Source organism: Virgifigura deserti, from assembly GCA_003576685.1.
GTDB classification, from domain to species: domain Bacteria; phylum Pseudomonadota; class Alphaproteobacteria; order Dongiales; family Dongiaceae; genus Virgifigura; species Virgifigura deserti.
In genome coordinates this window covers 203,476-227,355 of record QOZR01000009.1, presented here as the reverse complement: position 1 = coordinate 227,355, position 23,880 = coordinate 203,476, and the positions used below count along the sequence as shown (strand labels likewise).

Below are 23,880 nucleotides of genomic sequence, written 5' to 3'. Positions count from 1 at the left end.
TTGTCTGGCTTTCTGACCGCCGCCTGTCTGGCGGAAGCTTTGCAGATGCGTGAGTCAACAGTGGCCCGGTAAGGCCGTTCCTCGAGTCGCCGGATTTTTTCACCGGCCAGGGGTTTTATCCGTCAGGCGTAGTAGCGGCCGAACCGGTTGGTGAGGAAGTCGTCGAGTTCCGCCTGCTCCTGGCGGATGAAGCCCCTGGCCGGCAGCTTGCCGTCTCGATGCAGGTCGACCATGGCGCAGATTCCGGCAGCTGTGGTGATCTGGATCGCGCTCATCAGCCGGCCGTCAATCTCGCACGCATAGATCTTCTTGGCGTAGGTCTCCTGCGTCAGGCGGTTCTCGCGCATCCCGCTCACCGTGACGAAGATCAGGACGACGTCCTGATGGGTGATCGGCACCGCCGTCTCCAACACGTCCTTCAGCAGGTCGCGACGGTCGCGCAGGCGGAGATCCTCGAGCAGCAGCTTCATCACGTCGCGATGGCCGGGATAGCGCACCGTCTTGTAGTTGAGGCTCTGGACCTTGCCGTCGAGCGTCTCGCACAGCGTGCCGAGGCCGCCCGAGGTGTTGAACGTCTCATAGTCGATGCCGTCGAGCGAGAAATGCTCCAGACCTTCGAGCGGCATCAGCTCGATCGGCGCGCCCTCATGGATCGCCTCGCAGGGGTTGCAGTACTCGTTGATCAGCCCGTCCGTGCTCCAGGTCAAGTTGTATTTCAGCCCGTTGACCGGGAACTGGGGCAGGGCGCCGACCCGCATATGCACCGTGCGCAGGCTGTCGAACCGTTTCGCCAGATGCGCGGCGACGATGCTGATGAAGCCGGGGGCGAGACCACATTGCGGCGCGAAGGCGGTCTCGCCCCGTTCGGCCAGCGCCCGCACCGCCCGCGTGGTGGCGACGTCCTCGGTGAGGTCGAAGTAATGCGCGCCGACTTCGCCGGCTACCGCGGCGACCGTCGGGTTGAGGAAGAACGGAAGCGCGCTGATCACCGCGTCCGTGCCGTCGGCAAGCCGGCGCAGCGCGACGGCGTCGCTCACATCCACCTGGCTCTGCCGCGCCTTCTCGCGCGCGACCATCGCAAGGAACGCCGGGTCTCGGTCGGCCACCGCGATATCGTAATCGCCGGTCGCCGACAGCATGTCGACGATCGCACCACCGATCTTGCCGGCGCCAAGGACCAGAACCTTGCGCATCGCTCGCTCTCCAATTGCCCGTTTCCCTAGCGCATGCTAGCAACAGGCTCGGCCGGTCAGAAGCCGGCGAAATGCCGGGGGAGCGCGGAATGCCGGCGAAGCGATGGCGTCTCAGCGGCGAAACGGGGGCATGGGGAAGCGAGAACTCGACGAGACGGATCGGCGCCTGCTGTCGCTGTTGCGCGCCAATGCGCGCACGCCGACCGCGGCGCTCGGCCGCCGTCTGGGTCTCTCGCGCAGCGCGGTGCAGGACCGCCTGAGGCGCCTGGAGCGTGACGGCGTGGTCGTCGGCTACACCGTCCGCCTCGCCGAGGCCGATACCCACCCCAGAGTGACGGCCCAGGTCATGCTGACCCTCGATCCGAAGCAACAGGAGCGCGCCGTCGACGCCTTGCGCGGCCTGCCGGAGGTCGTCAGCGCCCATACCGTCAGCGGCGTCTATGATCTGGTGGCGGAGGTGCGGGCGACCAACGCCGAGGAACTCGACACGGTGCTCACCCATATCGGCCGGCTGCCCGGCGTCACCCGGACAACGTCCTCGATCTTGCTGTCGACCAAGTTCGAGCGGCGCTAGAGCACGATCTGATCAGGTTGACTTAACCTGATCAGTGAATCGTCCTCTACTTCAAAAGCGTCGGTTCAGCCGCCGTTCTCGGTGGAACCGAGCAGTTTCCGTCGGACCGTCTCCAGATGCCGGCGCATGCAGGCGGCGGCAAGGTCCATGTCCCGGTTCGCGATCGCCGCGACCAGGGCATCGTGCTCCGCGAAGCTGTGATGGCCGGGGTCCGGCGTCGGCTTGGCGGTCCGCAGCCGGCCCCAGACCGTCGCCCGGCGGACCATGTTCAAAGTGTCGAAGAGCGCGAGCAGAAGGTTGTTGCGCGTCGCCTGGGCGATCGCCCGATGCAGCTTGTTGTCCCATGCCTCATAGACGCGCCATTCGGAGGCCGTCTTGGTCTTGCGGATGCAGTGCTGCATCTCGGCGATGTCGGCGGAGGTCGCGCTCAGCGCCGCCAGCCGAGCGAGCTCCGGCTCGATCAGCAATCGCGCTTCCATCACTTCCGCCGGATTCGTCCGCCGGCTAATGAATCCGACATCGTTGATGTTGTCGACGGGCTTCGTGCCGATGAAGGTGCCGCGCCCGACATGGCGCCAGATCTGCCCCTCCGCCTCGAGCACCGCCAGCGCTTTGCGCAAGGCAGTGCGGTTGACCCCGAGCTCCGCGCAGAGGCTGCGCTCGGGCGGCAGGCGCGTGTTGAGGGGATATTCCTTCGCCGCCAGAAACGCCTGCAGCTGTGCCAGTGCTCCCTGGCTGTCGTCTTGGTCATTCCGCTGGTGAGTTCGGTCAGACATCGGCACCAATTCACTAATTGGTTTGAGAGTGGCCTTTATAACGAAACAAATTCTTCTCGTAAAGCTTGACTCTTCTGGCGACCGATTGATACCATTTTTTGATTGGTTGAAAATTGGTCGGCAATAAGGCCGGCGTTCGAAGTCGATTCGGGCGTTTCCAATCGGGAGGAAGAAATGCGGAACCTGTCGAAGCTGACATTTCAGTTTCTCATGCCAGCGGCCATGATCCTGGCCGTGGCCGGGGAGGCTGGCGCGCAGGATGACATGACGGCGCGGATCGCCCTGGGCGATATCGCCTCCGTCGAAACCCTCAATCTTTTGATCGCGCTCGAACATGCGAAAGAGCGTGGCGTCGATATCGAGCTGACGGCCTTCAAGTCCGAGGACATCGCCAATCAGGCCGTGGTCAATGGCCAGGCCGACATCGGCGTCGGCGTCCCTTACCCGGTGATCCAGAAGGTGGATGCGCCGATCCGCATGTTCTACCGGCTCAGCGAGCTGCGCTTCTTCCCCGTCGTCGACAAGAAGTACGAGAGCTGGGAAGACCTGGACGGTGAGGAGATCGCCGTTCATTCGCGCGGGTCGGGAACGGAAGCGGCAGCCAACATCATGGCCGACAAGCACGGCATTACCTACAAGAACATCAGCTACGTCCCCGGCTCCGAGGTCCGCGCGCTGGCGCTTCTGAACGACAGCGTCGACGCGACCTTCCTTGACATCGCCAATACCGATTTCGTCATGGCGAAGGCGCCGGGCGAATTCCACCTCCTGCCGATGGGCGATCTCGAGGGCACCGACGAGGCATTGTTCGCCCGGACTGACTGGCTCGATGAGAATCAGGAAACCGTGCAGATCCTGATCGAGGAGTTGCTGAAGGTGACCCGCGCGATCAACGAGGACCCGGGCTACGTGGCGGCCGAACGCGAGCGTCTGGGATTGCTCGCAGACCTGCCCGAGGACCTCGCGGCCGAGATCCAGCCCTATTTCGAGCAGGCAGTGGAGGCGCAGCTCTTCCCTCAGAATGGCGGCAGCGCGGAAGGCGTGAAAGCCGATTTTGACTTCTATACCGCCGCGGGACAGCTCGAAGGGTCGCCGGAGGAGCTGAAGGTGGAAGACTTCTGGTATCTCGAACCGCTTGAAAAGGCCCAGGCGGCCGTCGGCGGCTGAGCGGATCAAGGGGCGTATGAAGTCATGGCTGACCGAACCGCAGCGTCGCGAAGGGGTTTAAGCGAAGAGGTTGCCGGCGCCGGCGGTCACCAGATCGTCGAGCGGGTGCCCTCGGACCGGCAATGGCTCTGGCGCCTGATCTCCTTTGCCGTCGTTTTCGGGGGCTGGGAAATCGCCGGCCGCATTCCGGTCAGCCCCTCCTTTCCAACCTTCAGCGCCACGATCGTCGCGCTGGGCGAGATGCTCCTCGACGGGACGCTCGCCGGGGCTTATGCCGAGACCGTGCAGCCGCTCATTCTCGGCATGCTGCTCTGCAGCGTGATGGCGGTGCTGTTCGGGGTCGGCATGGGTCTCTCGCGGACGGTGGAGTGGTTCAGCCTGCCGATCTTCATCATCCTGCAGGCGGCGCCCATGGCGGCGCTGATTCCGCTGATCACGTTTCTGTACGGCATCGGCCTGACTGCGAAAGTGGTCGCTGTGATGCTGATGAGCGCGCCGATCATCGTGCTGAACTCCTATAAGGGCATCCGCAACACGAGTCCCTCGCTGCTGGACATGAGTCGATCCTTCATGGCGACGCGGCGTCAGCAGATCGTGAAGATCATCCTGCCGAGCGCCAGCGGCCTGATCTTCGCCGGCCTGCGGCTGGGCGTGGCGGCCGGCGTCACCGGTGTCGTCCTCGCCGAGCTGCTGATCACCCCGACCGGCGTGGGCGACCTGATTACCTACTACCGGTCCGTCGCCGAATATCCCCACATGTTCGCGTCGATCCTCTCCATCATCATCTTCTCCTCCGTGGCCGTGACGCTTCTGCAGCGAGCAGAAACCGCGCTGTTCCGTCCGGAGACGTAAGCAGGACCCATCATGCTGAATACTGTTTTGAGCGCCCGGAACGGGCAGGCCTCGGGCACCCCCGAGGCGGCCGTCCAGGTCGAAGGCATCGGCAAGCGTTATCCCGGCGGCGTCGAGGCTCTGAAGGACGTGACGCTCGATTTTCCCGCGGGCGAGTTGACGACCCTTCTGGGGCCCAGCGGCTGCGGCAAGACGACGCTGCTGAAGATTATCGCCGGGCTGCTCGATCCCTCGAAAGGGCAAATCCGGGTCAAGGGCAAGCAGGTCCATGGACCCGGGCCCGACCGCGCCTTCGTGTTCCAGGATTTCGCGCTGATGCCCTGGGCCACCGTCCTCCGCAACGTCGCCTTCGGGCTGGAGCTGCGCGGCGTGGCGAAGGCCGAGCGCGAGGCGACCGCGCGGAAATATATCACCGAGGTCGGGCTGACCGGTTTCGAGCAGAGCTATCCGCATGAGCTGTCGGGCGGCATGCGGCAGCGGGTCGGCGTGGCGCGGGCGCTCGCCGTCGACGCCGACATCCTGCTGATGGACGAGCCCTTCGCCTCGATCGACGAGCAGACGCGGCGCAAGCTGCAGGAAGATCTGCTGCAGCTCCTGCAGATCGAGAAGAAGACCGTGATCTTCGTGACGCACAGCATCGAGGAGGCCGTCTATGTCTCGGACCAGATCGTCCTTCTGTCGCGCCGGCCCGGGACCGTCTCGCGCATTATCCGGCCGAATCTCGATCACTCTACCGATCTCGAAGCGGCTCGCCGCGACAAGGCCTATTTGGACTGCGTCGACGAGATCTGGCAGACCCTGAAGCAGTATCTCGTGTAATAGTCCGGGAGCTTGACGAGACATGACCGTCCTCGGTTACCGGATCCCCATGATGTTCTCGCTCCTGGCGTGGTTCGTCGTCTGGGAGATCGTCGGCCAGCTTGACCTGACCATCCTGATCCCGCCCTTCAGCGGCGTGATCGCCGCCGGCATCACCATGCTGCCGAGCCAGAAGTTCCACGATGCCATTACGATCACCATGACCGCCTTTCTGGCCGGCATGGGCCTCTCGCTTCTCGTCGGGATTCCGCTCGGCATCCTGATGGGCCGCGTGAAGGCGATCGGCCAGTTGATGGGGATGTGGGTCAACATCTTCGAAAGCTCGCCGCTCACGGCCGTCATCCCGGTGCTGATGGCGCTGCTGGGATTCGGCCAGGCGACGATCATCACCACCGTGTTCCTGTTCTCAGTCTGGGTCATCGCGCTCGACGTCCAGGTTGGGGCGAAGCACGCGAACGCATCCCTGCTCGAGATGGGGCGGTCCTTCGGGGCGAGCCGGTTCGCCCTCTATACGAAGATCCTCTTCTTCGCGGCGCTGCCGGAAATCCTCGCCGGCGTCCGGCTCGGCCTGATCCGCGGGGTGAAGGGGGTCGTGATCGGTCAGCTTTTGGTGGCCATCGTCGGCGTCGGCGAGCTGTTCGAGCTCTATTCCCGGAACTTCCTGATGGAGGAGTTCTGGGCGCTCGTCATCATGGTTTTCGCCTTCGCCTTCGCGATCTCGGAAACGGTCGCCTATGTCGAGCGGCGAATCGAATATTACGCCAGCACGCGCTAACGCCAGCACGCACCGGCCCCATCACCTGAATGCAAGAACAAAGAAAGAGAACGCCGTGACTCACGTATTTCCCCCTGCGGCCGAACCCACCCTTCCTGTCGTCGGCAGCGAAGAGACGGTCCCGATCCACCGCATCTATTGCGTCGGGCGCAACTATGCGGCGCATGCGCGCGAGATGGGGTCGGATCCGGATCGCGAGCCGCCGTTCTTCTTCATGAAGCCGGCGGATGCCATTGTGCCGAGCGGCGCATCGATTCCCTATCCGCCGCGGACCGCCAACCTGCATTACGAGATCGAGCTGGTCGTCGTGATCGGAAAGGGCGGGCGCGATATTCCGGCGGAAAGCGCTCTCGACCACGTTTATGGCTATGCCGTCGGCATCGACCTGACCCGGCGGGACCTTCAGAACGAGGCCAAGAAGACGGCGCGGCCGTGGGACATGGGGAAAGGGTTCGACCAGTCGGCACCCTGCTCCGCGGTCCAGCCGGCCAGCAAGATCGGCCATCCCGCCGATGGGGCGATCTGGCTGAAGGTCAATGGCGAGACCAAGCAGAGCGGCGACCTTGCCCAGCAGATCTGGACGGTGCCGGAGACGATCGCCTATCTGTCCGGCTTCGTCACGCTTGCGCCGGGCGATCTCATCCTCACGGGCACGCCCGAGGGCGTCGGCGCGGTCGTGCCGGGAGACCGGATGGAAGGCCATGTCGACGGCGTCGGGGATCTCGTGGTCACGATCGAGAAGGCGTGAGCGGCCGGGCCGCGATCTCTTCGGCGATTTCGATCACCGCGCGGACCACGGCGCTGCGTCGGTTGCTTTTCAGGCACGTCACCGTGTCGACATTGATGTCCGAGAGCCCCTGGAGGGGGACGGCAACGGTTCTGTCGTCGCCCTCGTTCTCGCGCTCGAACAGGAAGCCGATTCCGAGGCCGCGGGCGACCGCTTCGCGCATCGCCTCGCGGCTCCCCAGTTCCAGGGTCGGGGCGAGCGCGACATTCGCGCGTCGGGCCGCCTCGTCGAGGAGCCGCCGCGTGGTCGAGCCGATTTCCCGCAGGATGACCGGGTGGCCAGCGATGTCCCGCAGCTTCAGCCGAGATTGCGTCGCCAGCGGATGATCGCGCGGCACGAGCGCGAGCATCCCGCGTCGATGGATCGGAACGATGATCGTGCGCGGATCCGTCTTCGGATTGGCGACGACGGCCGCATCGACGCGCTGTTCCAGCAGCTCCTGAACCGCCGCGGCGGTATTGCCCAGGCGCACGGAAACCTGGACGCGCGGATAGCGCCGCGCGAAGCGCGAGACGACGTCCAGTGCAATATGCGGCCCGTCGGCGGCAAGCGCCAGACTGCCGGCCTCCAATGTCGTCGAGCTTGTCAGGAACTCGCCGATCCGCTCCTCGGCCAGGAACATCTGCTGCGTGAGCGCGAATAGCGCCTGTCCCGATTCGGTCGGAACGACGCTCCGTCCCTGGCGCTGAAACAGATGGACCGCATAGGCGGTCTCCAGGGCTTTCACCTGAACCGTCACCGCCGGCTGCGTGATGCCCAGCAAACTGGCTGCCTTGGAGAAGCTGCGCGCCCGGGCGACCGCGTTGAAGGCCCGGAGCTGCGTATAGTTCACGCTCCACATCGGTCGGCTCCCGGTACCAATTCCACTATAAATTCTCTTATGATTTCCTCATCAAAATATCAATTTGATTAAAGATGCCGTGAGCGCCACCATCCTGTCGAAGATCGAATGGCGGAGAGGTGCCCAGCATGAGCAGGATGCAGGCGGTGGCGGCGCGCCTGGCGCGGCCAGGGATCGCCGGTTTGCGACAGGACGCGGAGACGCTGACGATCGGCTGGGCCGACGGCCGTGAGAGCCGGTTCGCCGCGATCTGGCTCTTCGACAACCGGCCGGACGGCCGGCATGGGCCGGACGGGCAGCGCCTGTTCGACGTCGCCGAGCTGCCCGACGAGGTCGGGATCGCTTCGGTTGAATTGACCGGCGAGGGTGATGTCGCCGTAACCTTCGCCCCGAACAGCGTCGCGACGGTCTTCAGCGGCGCATGGCTGCGCGATCATGCGCTCGACCCGGCCTCGCGGGCCGAGCGCCGTCTCGACAAGCACCTATGGGATAAGGGGCTGGCGGCCAACCCTCCGACTGCCGCTTACGCCGAGGTCGTGAAGGGGGGCAGGGCGCTTGCCGACTGGCTGGCGCATATCCGCGATTACGGGTTCGCACTGCTGTCCGGCGTGCCGGCGGAGGACGGCATGGTCTGCCGCGTGGTCGAGCTGTTCGGCTATGTGCGGGAGACGAACTACGGGCGGCTGTTCGACGTGATCTCGGTCGAGAAGCCGAACAACCTCGCTTTCACCGGCTTGGCGCTCGGCAACCATACCGACAATCCCTATCGCGACCCCGTGCCGCAGCTTCAGCTCCTCCACTGCCTGCAGGCGGCCGAGGAGGGTGGCGAATCGGTCGTGGTCGACGGCTTCTTCGCCGCCGAACGGCTCCGGCGCGAGGCGCCGGAAGCCTTCAACCTGCTGACGCGATATGCGGTGCCCTTCCGCTATGTGGAGAAGGGCGCCGTCGACCTCCGGGCCGCCGCACCGCTGATCGAGCTGGACAGCGAAGGGGACTTGCGCGCCGTCCGCTACAACAACCGGTCGGCGGCACCCTTCGATCTGCCTGAAGAGACCGTGGTGCCGTTCTACCAGGCCTATCGCCGCTTCGGCCGGCTGCTGCATGACCCGGCGGCGATCGTCAGCTTCAGGCTCGGCGCCGGCGACCTCTTCATCGTCGACAATCAGCGGGTGCTGCATGGCCGGCGCGGTTTCGGCAAGGGCCGGCGGCATCTCCAGGGGACCTATGCGGACAAGGACGGCCTGTTGAGCAGACTGCGCGTCCTAGAGGCGTCCCTATGAATCCGGTCCTGGAAGAGATCGAAGCCCTCTATGCCATGCATGGCGACAACGTCTATGGCGAAGGCGTGACGATGGCGCAGCATGCGCTCCAAAGCGCCGCGCTGGCCGAAGGCGAGGGGGCCGATGACAGGCTCGTCATCGCCGCCTTGCTCCACGACATTGGCCATTTCCTGCAGCAGCGCGATGATTCCTACGGCTATCACAAGCACGACCATTCGGGCGGCGACTGGCTCGCGCGCCATTTCGGCCCCGAGGTCAGCGAGCCGGCGCGCCTCCATGTCGCCGCCAAGCGCTATCTCTGCGCCGTGGAGCCGTACTATCTGGCTAGGCTATCGCCGGCGTCTGTCTACACCCTGTCGAAGCAGGGTGGGCCGATGTCTCCGGCGGAGATGGCGGCCTTCGCCGCCCAGCCGTTCGCCGAGGCGGCCGTGCGTCTGCGCCGCTGGGACGACGGCGGCAAGGAGCCCGGCCTGACGGTGCCGGACTTCGCCCGCTACCGCTCTCGTCTGGGGCGGCTGCTCGAGGAGGGGCGGGGCGCAGTCTGACGCCCGCATCCCATACCTTGAGCCGAAGCCCCCGTCAGGCGGATAACCGAACGAGAGGGGGCTCGCTCGCCGGAAGCGGCGGTTCGCCGCCCGCGCGTCGATAGGCTGCCAGTCCGGCCTCCCACGGTTCCCGGTGCAATCCCGACGACAGTGCTTCCTGGGCGATCTGCTGTGCCAGGAACGGCAGTTCGGCGCGACGGCTGCCCGTTTCCTGCGGCTCGGCCTCGACTAGGCTGGCCGGCAGCCAGCGCTCTCCTCCGCCAGCTTGCTTCGCCGCGGCCGCCCCGTTGCGAGCCGAAGAATCGGATTGTCGGAATCCCAGATGATCGGACGCGACATCCCTGTCCTTGTCCGCGCGCAGCGGCTGCGCCGGCGCAATCGGCAGCAAGGCCGCCGCTCGATCCGCCTTGGTCGCTGTTGCGACCGGTGCCGCGGGCGGCGGAAGAAGGAGTATGCCGGGCGTGTTCGTCATCAGTCGGAAGTTATATCGATTTTCCTACGCTTTGAAATCAATTTTTATTACACCGAAACCTATAGTCGGTACAGTGCCTGGATTATAGAGGGCGCTTCTCTGTATTCACCATAATGTTCAAATATCCGGCATCATTCTTCAGGCATTAGCTGGGACTCCCATTTTACAAATTGTTAACGGCTGGGCTCCTAACCTCGGAAGATTGGGCGACGCGGGTAGACGATGATCTGTCGCATCCGCCTTCAGGTAGGAGGTTTCCATGATCCTGAGTCGGCAGGAGGCGGTGGCGAGCCTGACCCCCTATGACTGGGTGCGCGGCGCCATCGAGGCCTCGGGCGATCTCGTCTATGAATGGGACCTCGTCGGGAACTCCATTCTCTGGGCGGGGCATCCGACCGGCATCTTCGGAGCGGTCGCGATCGCGGCGCTGTCAACCAGCGACAGGTTCAACAAGCGCATCCATCCCGAGGATCTGCCGGTCCGCCTCAAGGCACTTTCCGATCACCTCAGCGAAGGGGCGCCCTATGACTGCGAATATCGTGTCCGTACCGGTTCCGGCAGCTATTCCTGGGTGAACGATCGCGGGCAGGCGCGCTTCTCGGCGGCTGGCACGCCGGAACGGCTGATCGGTAGCCTCCGCCTGATCACCGCCCGCAAGCAGAACGAGGTGCGCCTCGAGCGGCTCGCCAATTTCGACGAGCTGACCGGCCATCTCAACAAGATCAGGCTGCGGGATGCACTCGAGCATGCGCTGGCCTCCTGCCATCGGTTCAACCTGACGGGGGGCCTCCTCGTCGTTGGCCTCGACAAGCTGGCGATGATCAACAACGCCTTTGGCTATCAGGCCGGCGACGCCGCCCTCATCGCCGTCGGGCAGCGACTCGACCGCTGCCTACGCACGACCGACATCGTCGGCCGCATCGACGCCGACCGGTTCGGCATCGTGATCGGACAGTCTTCGGCCGACCAGCTCGCGCGCGCGGCAGAGCGCATCCTCCAGGCGATGCGCGAGCAGCCGATCGAGACGCCGGATGGCAAGATCGATGTCACGGTTTCGATCGGCGGGATTCTCGTCCCCCAATCTTCCAGCACTTCCTACGATGCGATCGCCAAGGCCGAGACTGCGCTGAAGGAGGCGAAGGTCGCCGGGCGCGACTGCTTCGTCCTCTACCAGACTTCAGACCATCAGGACCGGCTCCACCGCCGCAGCCTCGATATCGGCGCGCAGGTCCAGCAGGCAATCCGCGACGACCGTCTGCTGTTCGCCTTTCAGCCGGTCGTGAAAGGGTGCAACCGGCAGGCCGCCTTTTATGAATGCCTGCTGCGCATGCGGGGCGAGGGCGATGAACCGGGCAAGGACCTGATACCGGCCTCGGCCTTCGTACCGGTCATGGAACAGCTCGGGCTGGTCCGGCGCATGGACCGCCATGTCCTGGACCTCGCTGTCCGCGAACTGCATGAGAGCCGCGACGTCACGTTGGCGATCAACATCTCCGGCATTACGGCGACCGATCAGGCTTGGCTACGGGCGCTGATTGCGCTGCTCAAGGGCAAGCCGGAGATCGCCAGCCGGCTGATCGTCGAGATCACCGAGACCACCGCGCTTCACGACATCGACGAGTCGGCGCGGTTCGTGACCGCGGTGCGCGACCTCGGCTGTCGCGTCGCGGTCGATGATTTCGGCGCCGGCTTCACCTCCTTCCGCCACCTGAAGGCGCTGGCGGTCGACATCGTCAAGCTCGACGGCTCCTTCGTTCGCAATCTGGCGGAAAACGTCAACAACCAGCTCTTCATCCGCAACATGCTCGGCGTTGCCGACGCCTTCAATCTGGAAACGGTCGCCGAATGCGTCGAGACCGAGTCGGAGGTGGCCTTCCTGCTCGGCGAAGGTGTGCAGTACCTTCAGGGCTATTATTTCGGCCGGCCGGACACGCAGCGTCCCTGGCTGAAGAAGTCGCAACGCGTCGTCGGGGTGGCGTAGACTCTCCTACCGCAGGCTCTGCAGAACCAGGCGATGGTTTGCAGCCGAGACGGTCGATGCTATTCTTTTTGCATGCGACTGTTCGATTTCCGCCGAATCGTCGGGCTTATCGCCCTCGTCGCGCTTCTGTCCGCCCTGCCAATTCAGGCGAGCATGAGCCTGTTGATGGGTGGTGATGCCATGGCCGCCCTTGACGGCGACGCTGAAGGCTCCGGAAGCCCGATGTCCTCGTCCTGCGATGGCTGCGGCGACCTGCAGAAGGCTGTGGCGGGTATGGACTGCGCAGCGTTCTGCGCCGCCGGTTTTGCGGCCTTGCCCGCGGCGACGCTAGGTCTTGATGCTGCCGGGCGCGCCATATCATCTGGGATGCCGCCGCGCGCAGGGATCGGCATTCCGATCGCACCCGAACCGCTCCCTCCCAGACCGGTCTCCCTGACTTAAGACGGCCTGCTGGTCGCGGGCCGTCCCCAAGATCCATTCGTCGCTTGCCCGGCCGTAACGGCCGGCCGGTGACGGTCACGGGAGAGGGACCATGATATCGAAACCTGCCTTTGCGTCGGCGGTCGGCCGCCGGTCGGTGATGCTCGGAGGCGGGGCGGCGGTCGCGCTCTATGCGCTGCGGCTGCCCGGGACAGGCCACGCGGCCGGGACGTCGCCGGCCGTCCGAGCGTACAGTCTCGTCGCCGAACGCGGGCGCGTGCCGCTGGTCGGCGCGCCCTATCCGGAAACCGACGTCTGGTGCTATGGCGGCCGGGTGCCGGGCCCGGAGCTCCGCGTGCGCCAGGGCGACCGGCTGCGGATCGCCGTCGAGAACCAGCTCGATGAAGAGACGACGGTTCACTGGCATGGCTTGCGGGTGCCGAACGCCATGGACGGCGTGCCGCACCTGACCCAGGCGCCGATCGCGCCGGGCGAGACCTTCACCTATGAATTCGATGTCCCGGATGCCGGCACGTTCTGGTACCACCCGCACCAGCGGAGCTTCGAGCAGGTCGGACGCGGGCTCTATGGTGCCCTGATCATCGAGGAGCCCGAGCCGATCCCGGTTGACCGCGACGTCACCTGGGTCCTGGACGACTGGCGCCTGCTCGAGACGGCCGCGATCAGCGACGATTTCGGCAACCTTCACGATGTCTCGCATGCCGGCCGGGTCGGCAATACGGCGACCGTCAACGGACGGGTGCCCGACCGCTTCGCCGTGCGGGCGGGTGAGCGCATCCGCCTGCGGCTGGTCAACGCCGCCAATGCGCGCATCTTCGGGCTGGCGTTCGAGGGCCACGCGCCCATGGTGATCGCCCTCGACGGCCAGCCCGTCGCGCCCCACGCGCCCGAAGGCGGCCGTGTCGTTCTCGGGCCGGCCATGCGAATCGACCTGATCCTGGACATGACCGGCAGGCCGGGCGGACGGTTCCGCGTGATCGACGGCTTCTATGAAGGGCTCGAATATCGCCTGCTCGATATCGCCTACACCGACGCGCCGCCCCTCCGGGAGACGCCACTCGACGCACCGGTGCGCCTGTCCGCCAACCCGCTGGCCGAGCCGGATCTCGCCGCCGCCGAGCGCCACGAGATCCTGTTCGGCGGTGGCATGATGGGCGGGATGATGTCGTCCATGATGGACGGCCGGCACATGGATATGCGGGAGATGATGCGGCACGGCATGGCCTGGACGGTGAACGGCGTCGCCGCGACGGGCCATGTTCACGAACCGCTGATCACCTTGGCGCGCGGCCGGTCCTGCATCCTCACGCTCAGGAACGAGACCGCTTGGTGGCACCCAATCCATCTGCACGGCCACGCCTTCCGCGTCATCACGCGCGACGGCGCGCCGACCCGATATCGCGAATGGCAGGACACCGTCCTTCTCAGCCCGCGCGAGACTGCGGAGATCGCCTTTGTCGCCGACAATCCCGGCGACTGGATGCTCCACTGCCACATTCTGGAGCATCAGGCCGGCGGCATGATGGGCGTCGTCCGCATCGCTTGAACCGAACAACCGACAACCATGGAGATGAACCATGCGTATCCTGGCCACTCTCGTTCTCGGTGCCGGCCTCGCGCTGTCGGCGCCCGCCCTTGCAGAGGAAAGCGCGACGCAGGCGACCCTCTATAAGAGCCCGCAATGCGGCTGCTGCGAGTCCTATGCCGACTATCTCCGGGCCAACGGCTATGAGGTGGAGGTCGTCGCCACGCACGACCTTCCCCTCGTCAAGCAGCAGCACAGCGTGCCGACGGCGCTGGAGGGCTGCCACACGACGCTGGTCGACGGTTATGTCGTCGAGGGCCATGTGCCCGTGACCACGCTCGACCGGCTGCTGGCCGAGCGCCCTGCCATAAAAGGGATCTCGCTACCCGGGATGCCGACGGGCTCGCCGGGCATGAGTGGGCCGAAGACCGAGCCCTTCACCATCTACGAGCTTTCCGACGAGGCGAAGGTCTATGCGGTCGAATAGCCGGGTCGTGAGCCGCGCCGGCCGGCGCTCCGGCGAGGGGCGCCGATGATGCACGACATGATGATGGGCGGCGGCATGATGTGGCTGATGATCGCGATCGGCCTCCTGGCCGTCGTCGTGCTGCTGCTCGCCGCCGCGGCGCTCCTCAAATATCTGTTCGGCGGGCGCCGACAATGAGACCGTGGCGACGTTCGCTGCTGATCGTCGCCGCGCTCGCCGGTCTGGTCGGGGCGGGCAGTGTGGCGGCGCTCGCGCTCGGCTGGTTCGGCCTGCCGGGAACCGCGCCGGAGGTGGCGATCGATCCCGACGATCCGGCGCAGGTCGCCTTGGGTCAACAGGTCTACGCCACGCATTGCGCAGCCTGCCACGGCGCCAATCTCGAAGGGCAGCCGAACTGGCGGGAGCGCAAGCCCGACGGTCGCTTGCCGGCACCGCCGCATGACGCCTCGGGGCATACCTGGCACCACTCGGATGCGCAGCTCGTCGAACTCACGAAGAAGGGTGTATCGGGGATCGTGCCGGGCTATGAAAGCGACATGCCCGCCTTCGAGGACGTGCTAACGAACCGCGAGATCGCGGCTGTCATCGCCTTCATCAAGAATACTTGGCCGCCCGAGATCCGGCGGCGCCAGGAGGCCCGGGGAGAGGTTCGCGGCACTGCCGAGCCCTGATCCCTGACGATCGGGCTACTTCTCGCCGGTCTTGTCTCGGCTTAGCGCCTCGACCTGCTTCTGCAGCGCCTCGAGCTGGGTCTTCAAATCGCCGAGCGCGTCCGGCTTGCTGTTCCCCGGCCTCTGGTCCTGGCGCGCCGCATCGCCGCGCGGCGTCGTTTCATCCCCGTTGTGAATCGGGGAGAACATCTTCATCGCGCGCTCGAAGAAGGCGATGTTCTGCTTGCCCATCTCCTCGAAGCGGCCGAACGGGAACATACCGCCGAAGGTGTCCTGGATATAGGTCCGCATCTGCTCCTGGTTCCGGGCGAAGGATTCCATGGAGTGCTCGAGATAGCGCGGGACCAGGAACTGCAGATTGTCGCCGTAGAAGCTGATCAGCTGGCGAAGAAAGGCGATCGGCAGCAGGTTCTGCCCTTTCGCCTCCTCCTCGACGATGATCTGGGTCAGGACGGAGCGCGTGATGTCGTCGCCGGTCTTGGCGTCATAGACGACGAAGTCGACACCCTCCTTAACCATCTGGCAGAGATGGTCGAGCGTCACATAACTACTCGTCGCGGTATTGTAGAGTCGGCGGTTCGCGTATTTTTTGATCGTGATCGGCGCTTTGTCAGCCGGGCCCTGTTCCGCCATGAGATCGTGCCTACCGATGTTGTGATCCACCTACCACCTCTGAGCATAGCAGCATTTCGCTTCCGCGAAACAATGCGTTGACGCTGTTGCTGCGGCGCGACAGGTTCCATGGATCATCCGTTCCGCGGGTGGCGCGCTGGCTCCTGCTTTCGTATAGTGGCCCCATGGCTGAAGCACCGGACCTTGAAAGCTTGGCACACCGCTATCTTGACTTGTGGGAGGATCAGATGGCGGCGCTGGTTGACAATGCCGAGCTGGCTGAACAGATGGGCCGGTTCTTTCAACAGATGGCAATAGCGGCCGGGGCGGCCGCAGGGGCCAAGGCGCGGGAGAACGAGGAGCATGACGGGTCGGCGCCTGCCGATGACCGAGTCGCCAAAGGCGCAGAGTCGTCCGAGGCACCGTCTCGGGCCGCGACCGCTTCCTCAGCATCTGGCGCTGGCGGCGACGGCATGGCTGAGCTCGAGCGCCGGCTTGGCGCTCTTGAAGAGCGGATCGCTCGTCTCGAAAGCGGCGGCGGACGCTCCGCAGGTCAGCGCCCTTCGGGCCGAACTCCGAAACGCCGATCCTGAAGCCCTCGCCGCCGCCGTCGAGGCCGAGGCGCGACGGCGCTTCGCCGCGTTCCTGACCGGCGTCGATCGGTATCGCCGTCACCCCTATCGCCGGACGCTTGTCGACCCGCCGGTCCTGTGGCGCGAGGGCACCACCCGCCTGCTCGACTATGGCGCTGTTGACGGCCTCCGCACCGCTCGGCGCGGCGAACCCGCTCTCCTCGTCATCCCATCGCTGGTCAATCGGGCGCAGATCCTCGACCTCACCGCCGAGCAGAGCCTGATGCGCTATCTGGCGCGCCGCGGGCTCCGCCCGATCCTGGTCGACTGGGATCGTCCCGGACCGGCGGAGCGCAGCTTCACGCTCACCGACTACATCGCCGGCCGGCTGGAGCGCGCGCTCGACGCCGTTATCGGCGCAACGGGCGGGCCGGTGGCAGTGGTCGGCTATTGCATGGGCGGGCTGCTGGCGCTGGCGCTGGCGTTGCGGCGAGCCGAGGACCTTACCGGCTTGGCCTGCCTCGCCACGCCCTGGGATTTTCATGCGGGCGACTTTCATGCCGGGCAGCCCGGTCAAGCCCGACTTGCCGGCGCGGTCGCCGGTTCGCTCGATCCGTTGCTGCAGACCTTGCAGGAACTGCCGGTGGACCTGATCCAGGCGCTGTTCACTGTGATCGATCCCTTCGGCGTGGTCCGCAAGTTCCGCGGTTTCGCCGCTCTCGAGGTCGACTCCCCGCAGGCGCGGCGATTTGTGGCGCTTGAGGATTGGCTGAACGATGGCGTGTCTCTCGCGGCCTCGGTCGCGCGGGAGTGCCTGGCGGGTTGGTACGCGGCAAACACGCCGGCCCGGGGTTCGTGGCGCGTGGCCGGCCGGCCGGTTCTGCCCGAAAGGCTGACGCTGCCGAGCCTCGTCGTCCTGCCCGACCGCGACCGCATCGTTCCGCCGGCTTCCGCGCAGGCCTTGGCGCGCGCCCTGCCGCAGGCAGTCCAACTCAGGCCCGCCGCCGGCCATATTGGCATGATCGTCGGCCGCGGCGCCGAGGCACGGCTTTGGCAACCGCTCGCCGACTGGCTAGCGAATCTCGGGAATTGAATCGGTTATCTTGCAGTGCAATATGGCTGCGACTATCGTGCTTTAACGAAAGATCAGGCTCGCACGGCCCGAAGGCCGGAAACTCTGGAGCCGCAAACCTCGGAAGGAGCCAGTCATGACCGATGTCGTTATCGCCGGCGCAGCGCGGACTCCGGTCGGCGCATTCAACGGATCCCTCAGCAGCGTTCCCGCCTCCACGCTGGGGCAGGTCGCGATCAAGGCGGCGCTGGAGCGGGCGACGGTCGAGCCGGGCGAAGTGAGCGAGGTCGTGCTGGGCCAGATCCTGACAGCCGGCGCCGGCCAGAATCCCGCCCGACAGGCGGCGATCGGCGCGGGCATCCCGGTCGAGCGGACCGCCTATCAGATCAACCAGCTCTGCGGCTCCGGCCTGCGCGCGGTCGCGCTCGGCTATCAGGCGATCCTGTGCGGCGACAGCGACATCGTCGTCGCCGGTGGGCAGGAGAGCATGAGTCTGGCGCCGCACTGCGTGCATTTGCGCAACGGCGTCAAGATGGGGCCGGCCGAGATGGTCGACACCATGATCAAGGACGGGCTGTGGGACGCCTTCAACGGCTATCACATGGGCAACACGGCCGAGAACGTCGCCCAGAAGTGGCAGATCACCCGCGAGCAGCAGGACCAGTTCGCCGCCGCCTCGCAGCAGAAGGCGGAGGCGGCGCAGAAGGCCGGCCGCTTCAAGGACGAGATCGTCCCCGTCGTGATCAGCGGCCGCAAGGGCGACGTGACGGTCGACACCGACGAATATCCGAAGCATGGCACGACGGCGGAAAATCTGCAGAAGCTGCGCCCCGCCTTCATCCGCGAGAACGGCACGGTTACGGCCGGAAATGCGTCAGGGATCAATGACGGCGCCGCGGCCGTGGTGCTGATGACCGATGCCGCGGCGGCGAAGCGGGGCGTCGCGCCGCTTGCCCGCATCGTCTCCTGGGCGACGGCGGGCGTCGATCCGGCGCTGATGGGCTCCGGCCCGATTCCGGCGAGTCGGGCGGCCCTGGCCAAGGCCGGCTGGAGCCATGAGGATGTTCACCTCATCGAGGCGAACGAGGCTTTCGCCGCGCAGGCCTGTGCCGTGAACAAAGACCTCGGCTGGGACACCGGCAAAGTCAATGTCAATGGCGGCGCCATCGCCATCGGCCACCCGATCGGCGCCTCCGGCGCGCGCATCCTCGTCACCCTGCTGCATGAGATGATCCGGCGGGACGCCAAGCGGGGCTTGGCCACCCTGTGCATCGGTGGCGGCATGGGCATCGCCATGTGCGTCGAGCGCTGACCTTCTTTCGGTGATCTTGCTTGACGGCTGATCTGTCGCAGGGACAGGTGTGACGGCTCACGATACTATTATCTAAACATAAGGGTGCTGGCCGCGGTGGTGGTGCCCCCGATAAAGGATCGCCAACAGGGAGGACAGCATGGCACGTATCGCAGTCGTCACGGGTGGAACGCGGGGCATCGGCGGGGCCATTTCGGTAGCGCTGAAGGATGCGGGCTATGCCGTCGCCGCCAATTATGGCGGCAACGACGTCGCGGCCCAGGCGTTCCGCGAGGAGACCGGCATCCCGACCTACAAGTTCGATGTGGCCGACCTCGCCGCCTGCGAAGCCGGAATCAAAAAGATCACCGAAGATCTCGGCCCGGTCGACGTGCTGGTGAACAATGCCGGGATCACCCGCGACGTCACCCTGCACCGAATGACCGCCGAGCAGTGGATGGAGGTCATGCAGACCAACCTGACCTCCTGCTTCAACATGTCGCGCTGCGTCATCGAATCGATGCGGGGCCGCGGCTTCGGCCGGATCATCAATATCGGCTCGATCAACGGCCAGGCCGGGCAGCTCGGCCAGACCAACTACTCGGCGGCGAAATGCGGGATGCAGGGCTTCACCAAGGCGCTTGCGCTCGAGGGGGCGGCCAAGGGCATCACCGTAAACTGCATCGCGCCCGGCTATATCAGCACCGACATGGTGCGCGCCGTGCCCGCGCCAGTGCTCGAGAAGATCGTCGCCCGCATCCCGGTCGGCCGCCTCGGAGAGCCGGAGGAGGTGGCCCGCGCGGTCGTCTTCCTCGCCGCCGACGAAGCGGGCTTCGTCACCGGATCGACGCTTTCCATCAACGGCGGCCAGCATATCTACTGATTGCGTCCAGGTCGGGCTGACGGGGGGCGAAGCTAAAGCGGATTGCTAGTGCCCTTGGGGCTTCCTTTTTGGCATGCCCGGACTTGATCCGGGCATCCAGAACGCGGCTGGCAAAGCCCTCGCCAAGGGTCATGGATTGCCGGGCTTGACCCGGCAATGACAACGAGATTCGGATTCCGGAGGCATTCGCACGTAGTCTTGGTCCACTCGGTCTTGGTCCACCGGCTGTTCATCCCTCTGGACAGCCGCCGCTGCTCTGCGCTATCGCTCCAGGCCATGGCCGAATCGACCCTCCCCACCGCCGCGCCGGCGCGGCTGCGCGCGACGCTGATCGGCGGGGTCGCGGTGCTGCTCTGGGCGACTCTTGCGCTGCTCACGACCGCGACGGCGCCGATGCCGCCGTTCCAGCTTGTCGCGCTGACCTTCACGGTCGCCTTCCTGCTGGCGCTCGGCAAATGGGTCTTCGACGCCGCCAACGGCGTGCCGGTTCTCGATCGGCTGCGCCAGCCGGCGGCAGTCTGGCTGCTCGGCGTCGGCGGGCTGTTCGGCTATCACTTCTTCTATTTCGTCGCGCTGGGCAATGCCCCGGCGGTCGATGCCAGCCTGATCGCCTTTCTTTGGCCCTTGCTGATCGTGCTGTTCTCGGCGTTGCTCCCGGGCGAGCGGCTGCGCTGGTTCCATCTTCTGGGGGCGCTCGCGGGTCTTGCCGGCGCGGCCCTGCTGATCACCCGCAACGCCGGCGGCCTGTCGATGCGGCCGGAATTCGTGCTCGGCTATCTCGCCGCTGCCGCCTGCGCTCTGACCTGGTCGGGCTATTCCGTGCTGAGCCGGCGGTTCGGGCGCGTGCCGACCGACGTGGTCGGCGGCTTCTGCGGTGCGACCGCGCTGCTGGGGCTGCTATGCCATCTCGCCTTCGAGGAGACCCGCTGGCCCGACGGGCCGGGTTGGCTCGCCGTTCTCGCGCTCGGTCTTGGGCCGGTCGGCGCTGCCTTCTTCGTCTGGGACTACGGCGTGAAGCACGGAGATATTAAGGCGCTCGGCGCTTTCTCCTATGCCGCGCCGCTGCTCTCGACGCTGCTGCTCGTCGTCTTCGGCCGTGCCGAACCGAGTTGGACGATCGGCGCCGCCTGTCTCCTGATCGTCGGCGGCGCCATCCTGGCCTCCCGCGATATCTGGCGTCGTCGGAGCTAGCTCGGGTCTCTCGGCACCGTCGCCGTCATTGACGGCCGCTGCGAGAAGGTCTCGTACCAGCCCGCGAGCGTCGGCCGCCGGTCGCGCCATTTGTCGCCGGCGAACCGGAAGTCGACATAGCCGAGCGCGACGGCAATCGCGATCTGTCCCATGGTCGCTGGGCCGTTCAGATCCTTCGCTTCCGCCTCCAGCGCGTCCAGGCTGCGGAGGATGACGCCGCGCTGCTTCTCGATCCAGTCCGTCGATTGCTGTGTCGACGGCCGGCGGGTTTCGAGCAGACGCAGCACGGCTGCGTCCAGAACTCCGTCGGCCAGCGCCTGCTGGCGCAGCACCGTCCAGCGCGCCATGCCCTCCGACGGGATCAGCTTCGGCCGCCCATGCAGGCTGTCGAGATATTCGCAGATCACAGGTGAGTCATAGAATCGCATCCCGTCGTCGGTGATCAGCACCGGCACCTTGCCGAGCGGATTGTCCTTGGCGAGGCCGCTGGCCGGATCGGCGGTGACTGTCGGCACCCGTTCGATCCGGTCCTGCAGGCCGGTTTCTATGGCGACGACATTGACCTTCCGGACATATGGGCTTGTCGGCGAGTAGCGCAGCTTCATCGACGCCGGTCCTTTCCCCTATCGCTTTTTAGAATTCATCCTTGCGGCGGCGAACCTCCGCGAATACCGAAACCGGATCGGCGCCGGCGAGGCCAACGGCGGCCGCAAGCGCCGGATCGTCGGCGCGCAGGAACGGATTCGTCACCCGTTCTTCTGCCATGGTCGAGGGTATGGTCGGCCGGCTCTCGGCCCGGAGCGCGTCGATCCGCACCGCCCGGTCCGCGAGCGTGTCATTCTCCGGATCGACCGTGCGGGCGAAGCGGGCGTTCGCCTGGGTGTATTCATGGCCGCAATAGACGCGGGTGTCGCCGGGCAGGTCGCGGAGCTTGCCGAGCGACGACCACATCTGCGACGGCGTGCCTTCGAACAGCCGGCCGCAGCCGAGCGCGAACAGGGTATCGCCGCAGAACAGCGCCCGGCTATCGGGGAACCAGAAGGCGATGTGGCCGCGGGTATGGCCGGGAATGAAGAAGATCTGTGCCTCGGCCGCGCCCATCCGGAAGCTGTCGCCCTCATCCAGGGCGACGTCGATGCCGGGGATGCGCGCTTCGTCCGGCCTCGGCCCGACGATGGTGCAGCCGGTCGCCCGCTTGATCTCAAGATTGCCGCCGGTGTGATCGGCATGGTGGTGGGTGTTGAGGACATGGCTGATGCGCCAGCCCCGCGCCTCGGCCGCGGCAAGCATCGGCTCCGCCACCGACGGGTCGACGGCGGCCGTCATCGCCGTCTCCGGATCATGGGCCAGATAGCCGTAATTGTCCTTGAGCAGGGGGACGAGATCGATCTTCAGCGCAGACATGGCCCTCCTCGCGCAAACGGGCAGATGATGGCCGGCAAGTTAACATCTCCGAGAGGGCTGCGCCACGGGGCCGGGATTTCGTTCCGATTTTGTGTTAGCATAGTGGCATCATGTGGAGCGACGTCGTCGATCTGAGGGAATTCTACGACTCCCGGCTCGGGCAAGTGACCCGTCACCTGATCCGCCGGCGGATCCGCGCGCTCTGGCCCGACCTGCGGGGGCAGTCGCTGCTGGGGCTCGGCTACGCGACCCCCTACCTGCGCCAGTTCCGGGACGAGGCAGAGCGGGTGCTGGCCCTCATGCCGGCGGCCCAGGGGGTGATCCGCTGGCCGCCGGAGGGCCCCAATCTGGTGGCGCTGACCGACGAGACGGAGCTGCCGCTGCCGACCTATTCCATCGACCGGGTCCTGCTGGTCCACGGGCTCGAGCAGAGCGAGCATCTGCGCGACATGCTGCGCGAGATCTGGCGGGTGATGTCGGGCAGCGGCCGGCTCCTGGTGGTGGTGCCGAACCGGCGCGGCATCTGGGCGCGGACCGATCGCACGCCGTTCGGCCAGGGCCATCCCTATTCGCCGTCGCAACTGTCGCGGCTGCTGCGCGACACCTCCTTCACCCCGACGCAGACGGCCCGGGCACTCTATATTCCGCCGACCCGCTCGAGCGCGCTTCTCAGCGCCGCGCCCGCCTGGGAGAGGATCGGCGACCGCTGGTTCCAGGCTTTCGCAGGGGTGACGATCGTCGAGGCCAGCAAGCAACTCTATGGCGGAACCCTGGTGCGGCAGCCCCGGCGCCGGCGGCCCGCTGTCATCCTGCCGTTCCCGCAAACGGCCACACGGGTGAATCGGGAACCGGCGGATTGAGGGCTGCCCGAAGATAAGATTACGTTGCGGCGGCAAACAACCGATCAGGCTGTGAACAGGAGCTGCAGACTGCTGTCGGCCGACTGGTTTTCGGATTGCCATCGATACAAGGATTTCCGGCCATTATCCGTGTAGAACTCGACGCCGGGGTGTGTCTGCGGGAAATTGGCCTGGGGACTGAACTTGAATTTGTATGTCGGGCTGTTGGTCGGGTAGGCGGTCACGAAGTGGAGGTAATCCTTTCCCGCATCCCGGCCGCCATTATCGATAATGATGACGACATGCTGGACTGCGCCGCTCGAATCGACGGCTCCGCCAACGTTCTGGCGCATGCGGAAGCTTCCCATTGGGGAATTCATCGGCTTCGCGTGAATGGTCACCCGGGCTCCCATCGCGACATTGAGAAGACGCAAGGCTGCCTGGCCGAAGGGTGAATTCAGAATCGCCGCGACCATGAACGGCTGGTCGAAGACGGTCCGTGCGCGGATGCGGAGAGCCTGACGCCGCGCAAGATCCATGCCGCCATTCAGGAGGTCGGCGGGATCAAGCGTATCCAAATAGCTGTTCGTATCCGCTGAAATGATGAAGGCTGACTTGTTCTTGGCGATCAGATCGGAATCGCTGATTCCGTGATGCAGAGAGAAAGCATGCCCCTTGTGCGGTGGATTGAAGGGGTGAGGCTTTGCCTCCGAGATGGCAATCATGCTCTTGATCTCGGTTACCGAATAGTCCCGATCATATTTCGCCATGAGCGATGTTCCCCCTGCTTTACGGCTCTTTACTGAAAAGGATCAGTATCGGAGGATAGA

At 65.6% G+C, this 23,880-nt stretch carries 27 protein-coding genes; 19 read left to right on the top strand and 8 right to left on the bottom strand.

The window, feature by feature from the left end; translation table 11 throughout:
* Window positions 1-122: 122 nt before the first annotated feature.
* On the bottom strand, window positions 123-1,208 hold the full coding sequence (locus tag DT069_RS16870) for a saccharopine dehydrogenase family protein (RefSeq protein ID WP_425450329.1): 1,086 nt from the start codon (window positions 1,206-1,208) through the stop codon (window positions 123-125).
* Window positions 1,209-1,323: 115 nt separating this feature from the next.
* On the opposite strand from DT069_RS16870, the gene DT069_RS16865 reads away from it, so the two are divergent.
* On the top strand, window positions 1,324-1,767 hold the full coding sequence (locus DT069_RS16865; protein ID WP_119461470.1) for an Lrp/AsnC family transcriptional regulator: 444 nt from the start codon (window positions 1,324-1,326) through the stop codon (window positions 1,765-1,767).
* Between the two features lie 65 nt (window positions 1,768-1,832).
* On the opposite strand, the gene DT069_RS16860 is transcribed toward DT069_RS16865, so the two are convergent.
* Window positions 1,833-2,543, bottom strand: a complete 711-nt coding sequence (locus tag DT069_RS16860; protein WP_119461469.1) for a FadR/GntR family transcriptional regulator — start codon at window positions 2,541-2,543, stop codon at window positions 1,833-1,835.
* Window positions 2,544-2,717: 174 nt separating this feature from the next.
* Here DT069_RS16860 and DT069_RS16855 point away from each other — a divergent pair, with 174 nt between their 5' ends.
* From DT069_RS16855 to DT069_RS16835, 5 genes are read left to right on the top strand one after another with little or no spacing between them, the layout of a single operon-like run.
* The gene (locus DT069_RS16855; protein WP_425450318.1) at window positions 2,718-3,710 is read left to right on the top strand and encodes an ABC transporter substrate-binding protein; all 993 of its coding nucleotides are present in this window, start codon (window positions 2,718-2,720) and stop codon (window positions 3,708-3,710) included.
* 24 nt (window positions 3,711-3,734) lie between these two features.
* The gene (locus tag DT069_RS16850; RefSeq protein ID WP_119461468.1) at window positions 3,735-4,562 is read left to right on the top strand and encodes an ABC transporter permease; all 828 of its coding nucleotides are present in this window, start codon (window positions 3,735-3,737) and stop codon (window positions 4,560-4,562) included.
* 12 nt (window positions 4,563-4,574) lie between these two features.
* The gene (locus DT069_RS16845; RefSeq protein WP_119461467.1) at window positions 4,575-5,381 is read left to right on the top strand and encodes an ABC transporter ATP-binding protein; all 807 of its coding nucleotides are present in this window, start codon (window positions 4,575-4,577) and stop codon (window positions 5,379-5,381) included.
* Window positions 5,382-5,403: 22 nt separating this feature from the next.
* Window positions 5,404-6,156 (top strand): ABC transporter permease, encoded by a 753-nt coding sequence (locus DT069_RS16840; protein WP_119461466.1) that lies wholly within the window; start codon window positions 5,404-5,406, stop codon window positions 6,154-6,156.
* Between the two features lie 55 nt (window positions 6,157-6,211).
* Window positions 6,212-6,904 (top strand): fumarylacetoacetate hydrolase family protein, encoded by a 693-nt coding sequence (locus DT069_RS16835; protein WP_425450317.1) that lies wholly within the window; start codon window positions 6,212-6,214, stop codon window positions 6,902-6,904.
* On the opposite strand, the gene DT069_RS16830 is transcribed toward DT069_RS16835, so the two are convergent.
* Window positions 6,885-7,784, bottom strand: coding sequence for a LysR substrate-binding domain-containing protein (locus tag DT069_RS16830; protein ID WP_119461464.1), 900 nt, complete (start codon window positions 7,782-7,784; stop codon window positions 6,885-6,887). The genes DT069_RS16835 and DT069_RS16830 overlap by 20 nt on opposite strands.
* 128 nt (window positions 7,785-7,912) lie before the next feature.
* Here DT069_RS16830 and tmpA point away from each other — a divergent pair, with 128 nt between their 5' ends.
* Window positions 7,913-9,064, top strand: a complete 1,152-nt coding sequence (tmpA, locus tag DT069_RS16825; protein ID WP_425450316.1) for a 2-trimethylaminoethylphosphonate dioxygenase — start codon at window positions 7,913-7,915, stop codon at window positions 9,062-9,064.
* Window positions 9,061-9,609, top strand: a complete 549-nt coding sequence (locus DT069_RS16820) for an HD domain-containing protein (RefSeq protein ID WP_119461462.1) — start codon at window positions 9,061-9,063, stop codon at window positions 9,607-9,609. Before tmpA ends, DT069_RS16820 begins: the two co-directional genes overlap by 4 nt.
* 34 nt (window positions 9,610-9,643) lie before the next feature.
* Here DT069_RS16820 and DT069_RS16815 read toward each other — a convergent pair whose 3' ends face one another.
* Entirely contained in the window at window positions 9,644-10,081 is a 438-nt protein-coding gene (locus DT069_RS16815; RefSeq protein ID WP_119461461.1) for a hypothetical protein, read from the bottom strand.
* 259 nt (window positions 10,082-10,340) lie between these two features.
* Between DT069_RS16815 and DT069_RS16810 the strand changes: the two genes are divergently transcribed.
* The 6 genes from DT069_RS16810 to DT069_RS16790 all read left to right on the top strand — a co-directional run bounded on the left by DT069_RS16810 (window position 10,341) and on the right by DT069_RS16790 (window position 15,186).
* Complete coding sequence (locus tag DT069_RS16810) at window positions 10,341-12,062, top strand: putative bifunctional diguanylate cyclase/phosphodiesterase (protein ID WP_119461460.1); 1,722 nt, start codon at window positions 10,341-10,343, stop codon at window positions 12,060-12,062.
* Between the two features lie 72 nt (window positions 12,063-12,134).
* Entirely contained in the window at window positions 12,135-12,503 is a 369-nt protein-coding gene (locus DT069_RS16805; RefSeq protein ID WP_119461459.1) for a hypothetical protein, read from the top strand.
* A gap of 91 nt (window positions 12,504-12,594) precedes the next feature.
* Window positions 12,595-14,049, top strand: a complete 1,455-nt coding sequence (locus DT069_RS16800) for a multicopper oxidase family protein (protein ID WP_425450315.1) — start codon at window positions 12,595-12,597, stop codon at window positions 14,047-14,049.
* Between the two features lie 31 nt (window positions 14,050-14,080).
* The gene (locus DT069_RS16795) at window positions 14,081-14,515 is read left to right on the top strand and encodes a DUF411 domain-containing protein (RefSeq protein WP_119461458.1); all 435 of its coding nucleotides are present in this window, start codon (window positions 14,081-14,083) and stop codon (window positions 14,513-14,515) included.
* A 45-nt stretch (window positions 14,516-14,560) separates the two neighbouring features.
* The gene (locus DT069_RS25015) at window positions 14,561-14,692 is read left to right on the top strand and encodes a hypothetical protein (RefSeq protein ID WP_425450314.1); all 132 of its coding nucleotides are present in this window, start codon (window positions 14,561-14,563) and stop codon (window positions 14,690-14,692) included.
* On the top strand, window positions 14,689-15,186 hold the full coding sequence (locus DT069_RS16790; RefSeq protein ID WP_119461457.1) for a c-type cytochrome: 498 nt from the start codon (window positions 14,689-14,691) through the stop codon (window positions 15,184-15,186). Before DT069_RS25015 ends, DT069_RS16790 begins: the two co-directional genes overlap by 4 nt.
* 15 nt (window positions 15,187-15,201) lie before the next feature.
* Here DT069_RS16790 and phaR read toward each other — a convergent pair whose 3' ends face one another.
* Window positions 15,202-15,819, bottom strand: coding sequence for a polyhydroxyalkanoate synthesis repressor PhaR (gene phaR / locus DT069_RS16785; protein ID WP_119461456.1), 618 nt, complete (start codon window positions 15,817-15,819; stop codon window positions 15,202-15,204).
* A gap of 342 nt (window positions 15,820-16,161) precedes the next feature.
* Between phaR and DT069_RS16780 the strand changes: the two genes are divergently transcribed.
* From DT069_RS16780 to yddG, 4 genes are all read left to right on the top strand, one after another.
* Window positions 16,162-17,463, top strand: coding sequence for an alpha/beta fold hydrolase (locus DT069_RS16780; RefSeq protein WP_425450313.1), 1,302 nt, complete (start codon window positions 16,162-16,164; stop codon window positions 17,461-17,463).
* Window positions 17,464-17,578: 115 nt separating this feature from the next.
* Window positions 17,579-18,754 (top strand): acetyl-CoA C-acetyltransferase, encoded by a 1,176-nt coding sequence (locus DT069_RS16775; protein WP_119461455.1) that lies wholly within the window; start codon window positions 17,579-17,581, stop codon window positions 18,752-18,754.
* Between the two features lie 139 nt (window positions 18,755-18,893).
* Window positions 18,894-19,616, top strand: coding sequence for an acetoacetyl-CoA reductase (gene phbB, locus DT069_RS16770; protein ID WP_119461454.1), 723 nt, complete (start codon window positions 18,894-18,896; stop codon window positions 19,614-19,616).
* A gap of 276 nt (window positions 19,617-19,892) precedes the next feature.
* The gene (gene yddG, locus DT069_RS16765) at window positions 19,893-20,807 is read left to right on the top strand and encodes an aromatic amino acid exporter YddG (protein WP_119461510.1); all 915 of its coding nucleotides are present in this window, start codon (window positions 19,893-19,895) and stop codon (window positions 20,805-20,807) included.
* Here the strand turns inward: yddG and DT069_RS16760 are convergent.
* Both DT069_RS16760 and gloB read right to left on the bottom strand, forming a co-directional pair.
* The gene (locus DT069_RS16760) at window positions 20,804-21,412 is read right to left on the bottom strand and encodes a glutathione S-transferase N-terminal domain-containing protein (protein ID WP_119461453.1); all 609 of its coding nucleotides are present in this window, start codon (window positions 21,410-21,412) and stop codon (window positions 20,804-20,806) included. The genes yddG and DT069_RS16760 overlap by 4 nt on opposite strands.
* 28 nt (window positions 21,413-21,440) lie before the next feature.
* Window positions 21,441-22,211 (bottom strand): hydroxyacylglutathione hydrolase, encoded by a 771-nt coding sequence (gloB, locus tag DT069_RS16755; protein ID WP_119461452.1) that lies wholly within the window; start codon window positions 22,209-22,211, stop codon window positions 21,441-21,443.
* Window positions 22,212-22,321: 110 nt separating this feature from the next.
* Between gloB and DT069_RS16750 the strand changes: the two genes are divergently transcribed.
* Window positions 22,322-23,071, top strand: coding sequence for a class I SAM-dependent methyltransferase (locus DT069_RS16750; RefSeq protein ID WP_119461451.1), 750 nt, complete (start codon window positions 22,322-22,324; stop codon window positions 23,069-23,071).
* Window positions 23,072-23,115: 44 nt separating this feature from the next.
* Here DT069_RS16750 and DT069_RS16745 read toward each other — a convergent pair whose 3' ends face one another.
* A complete protein-coding gene (locus tag DT069_RS16745; protein ID WP_119461450.1) occupies window positions 23,116-23,820 on the bottom strand; it encodes a hypothetical protein in 705 nt (234 codons plus the stop codon).
* Window positions 23,821-23,880 lie beyond the last annotated feature (60 nt).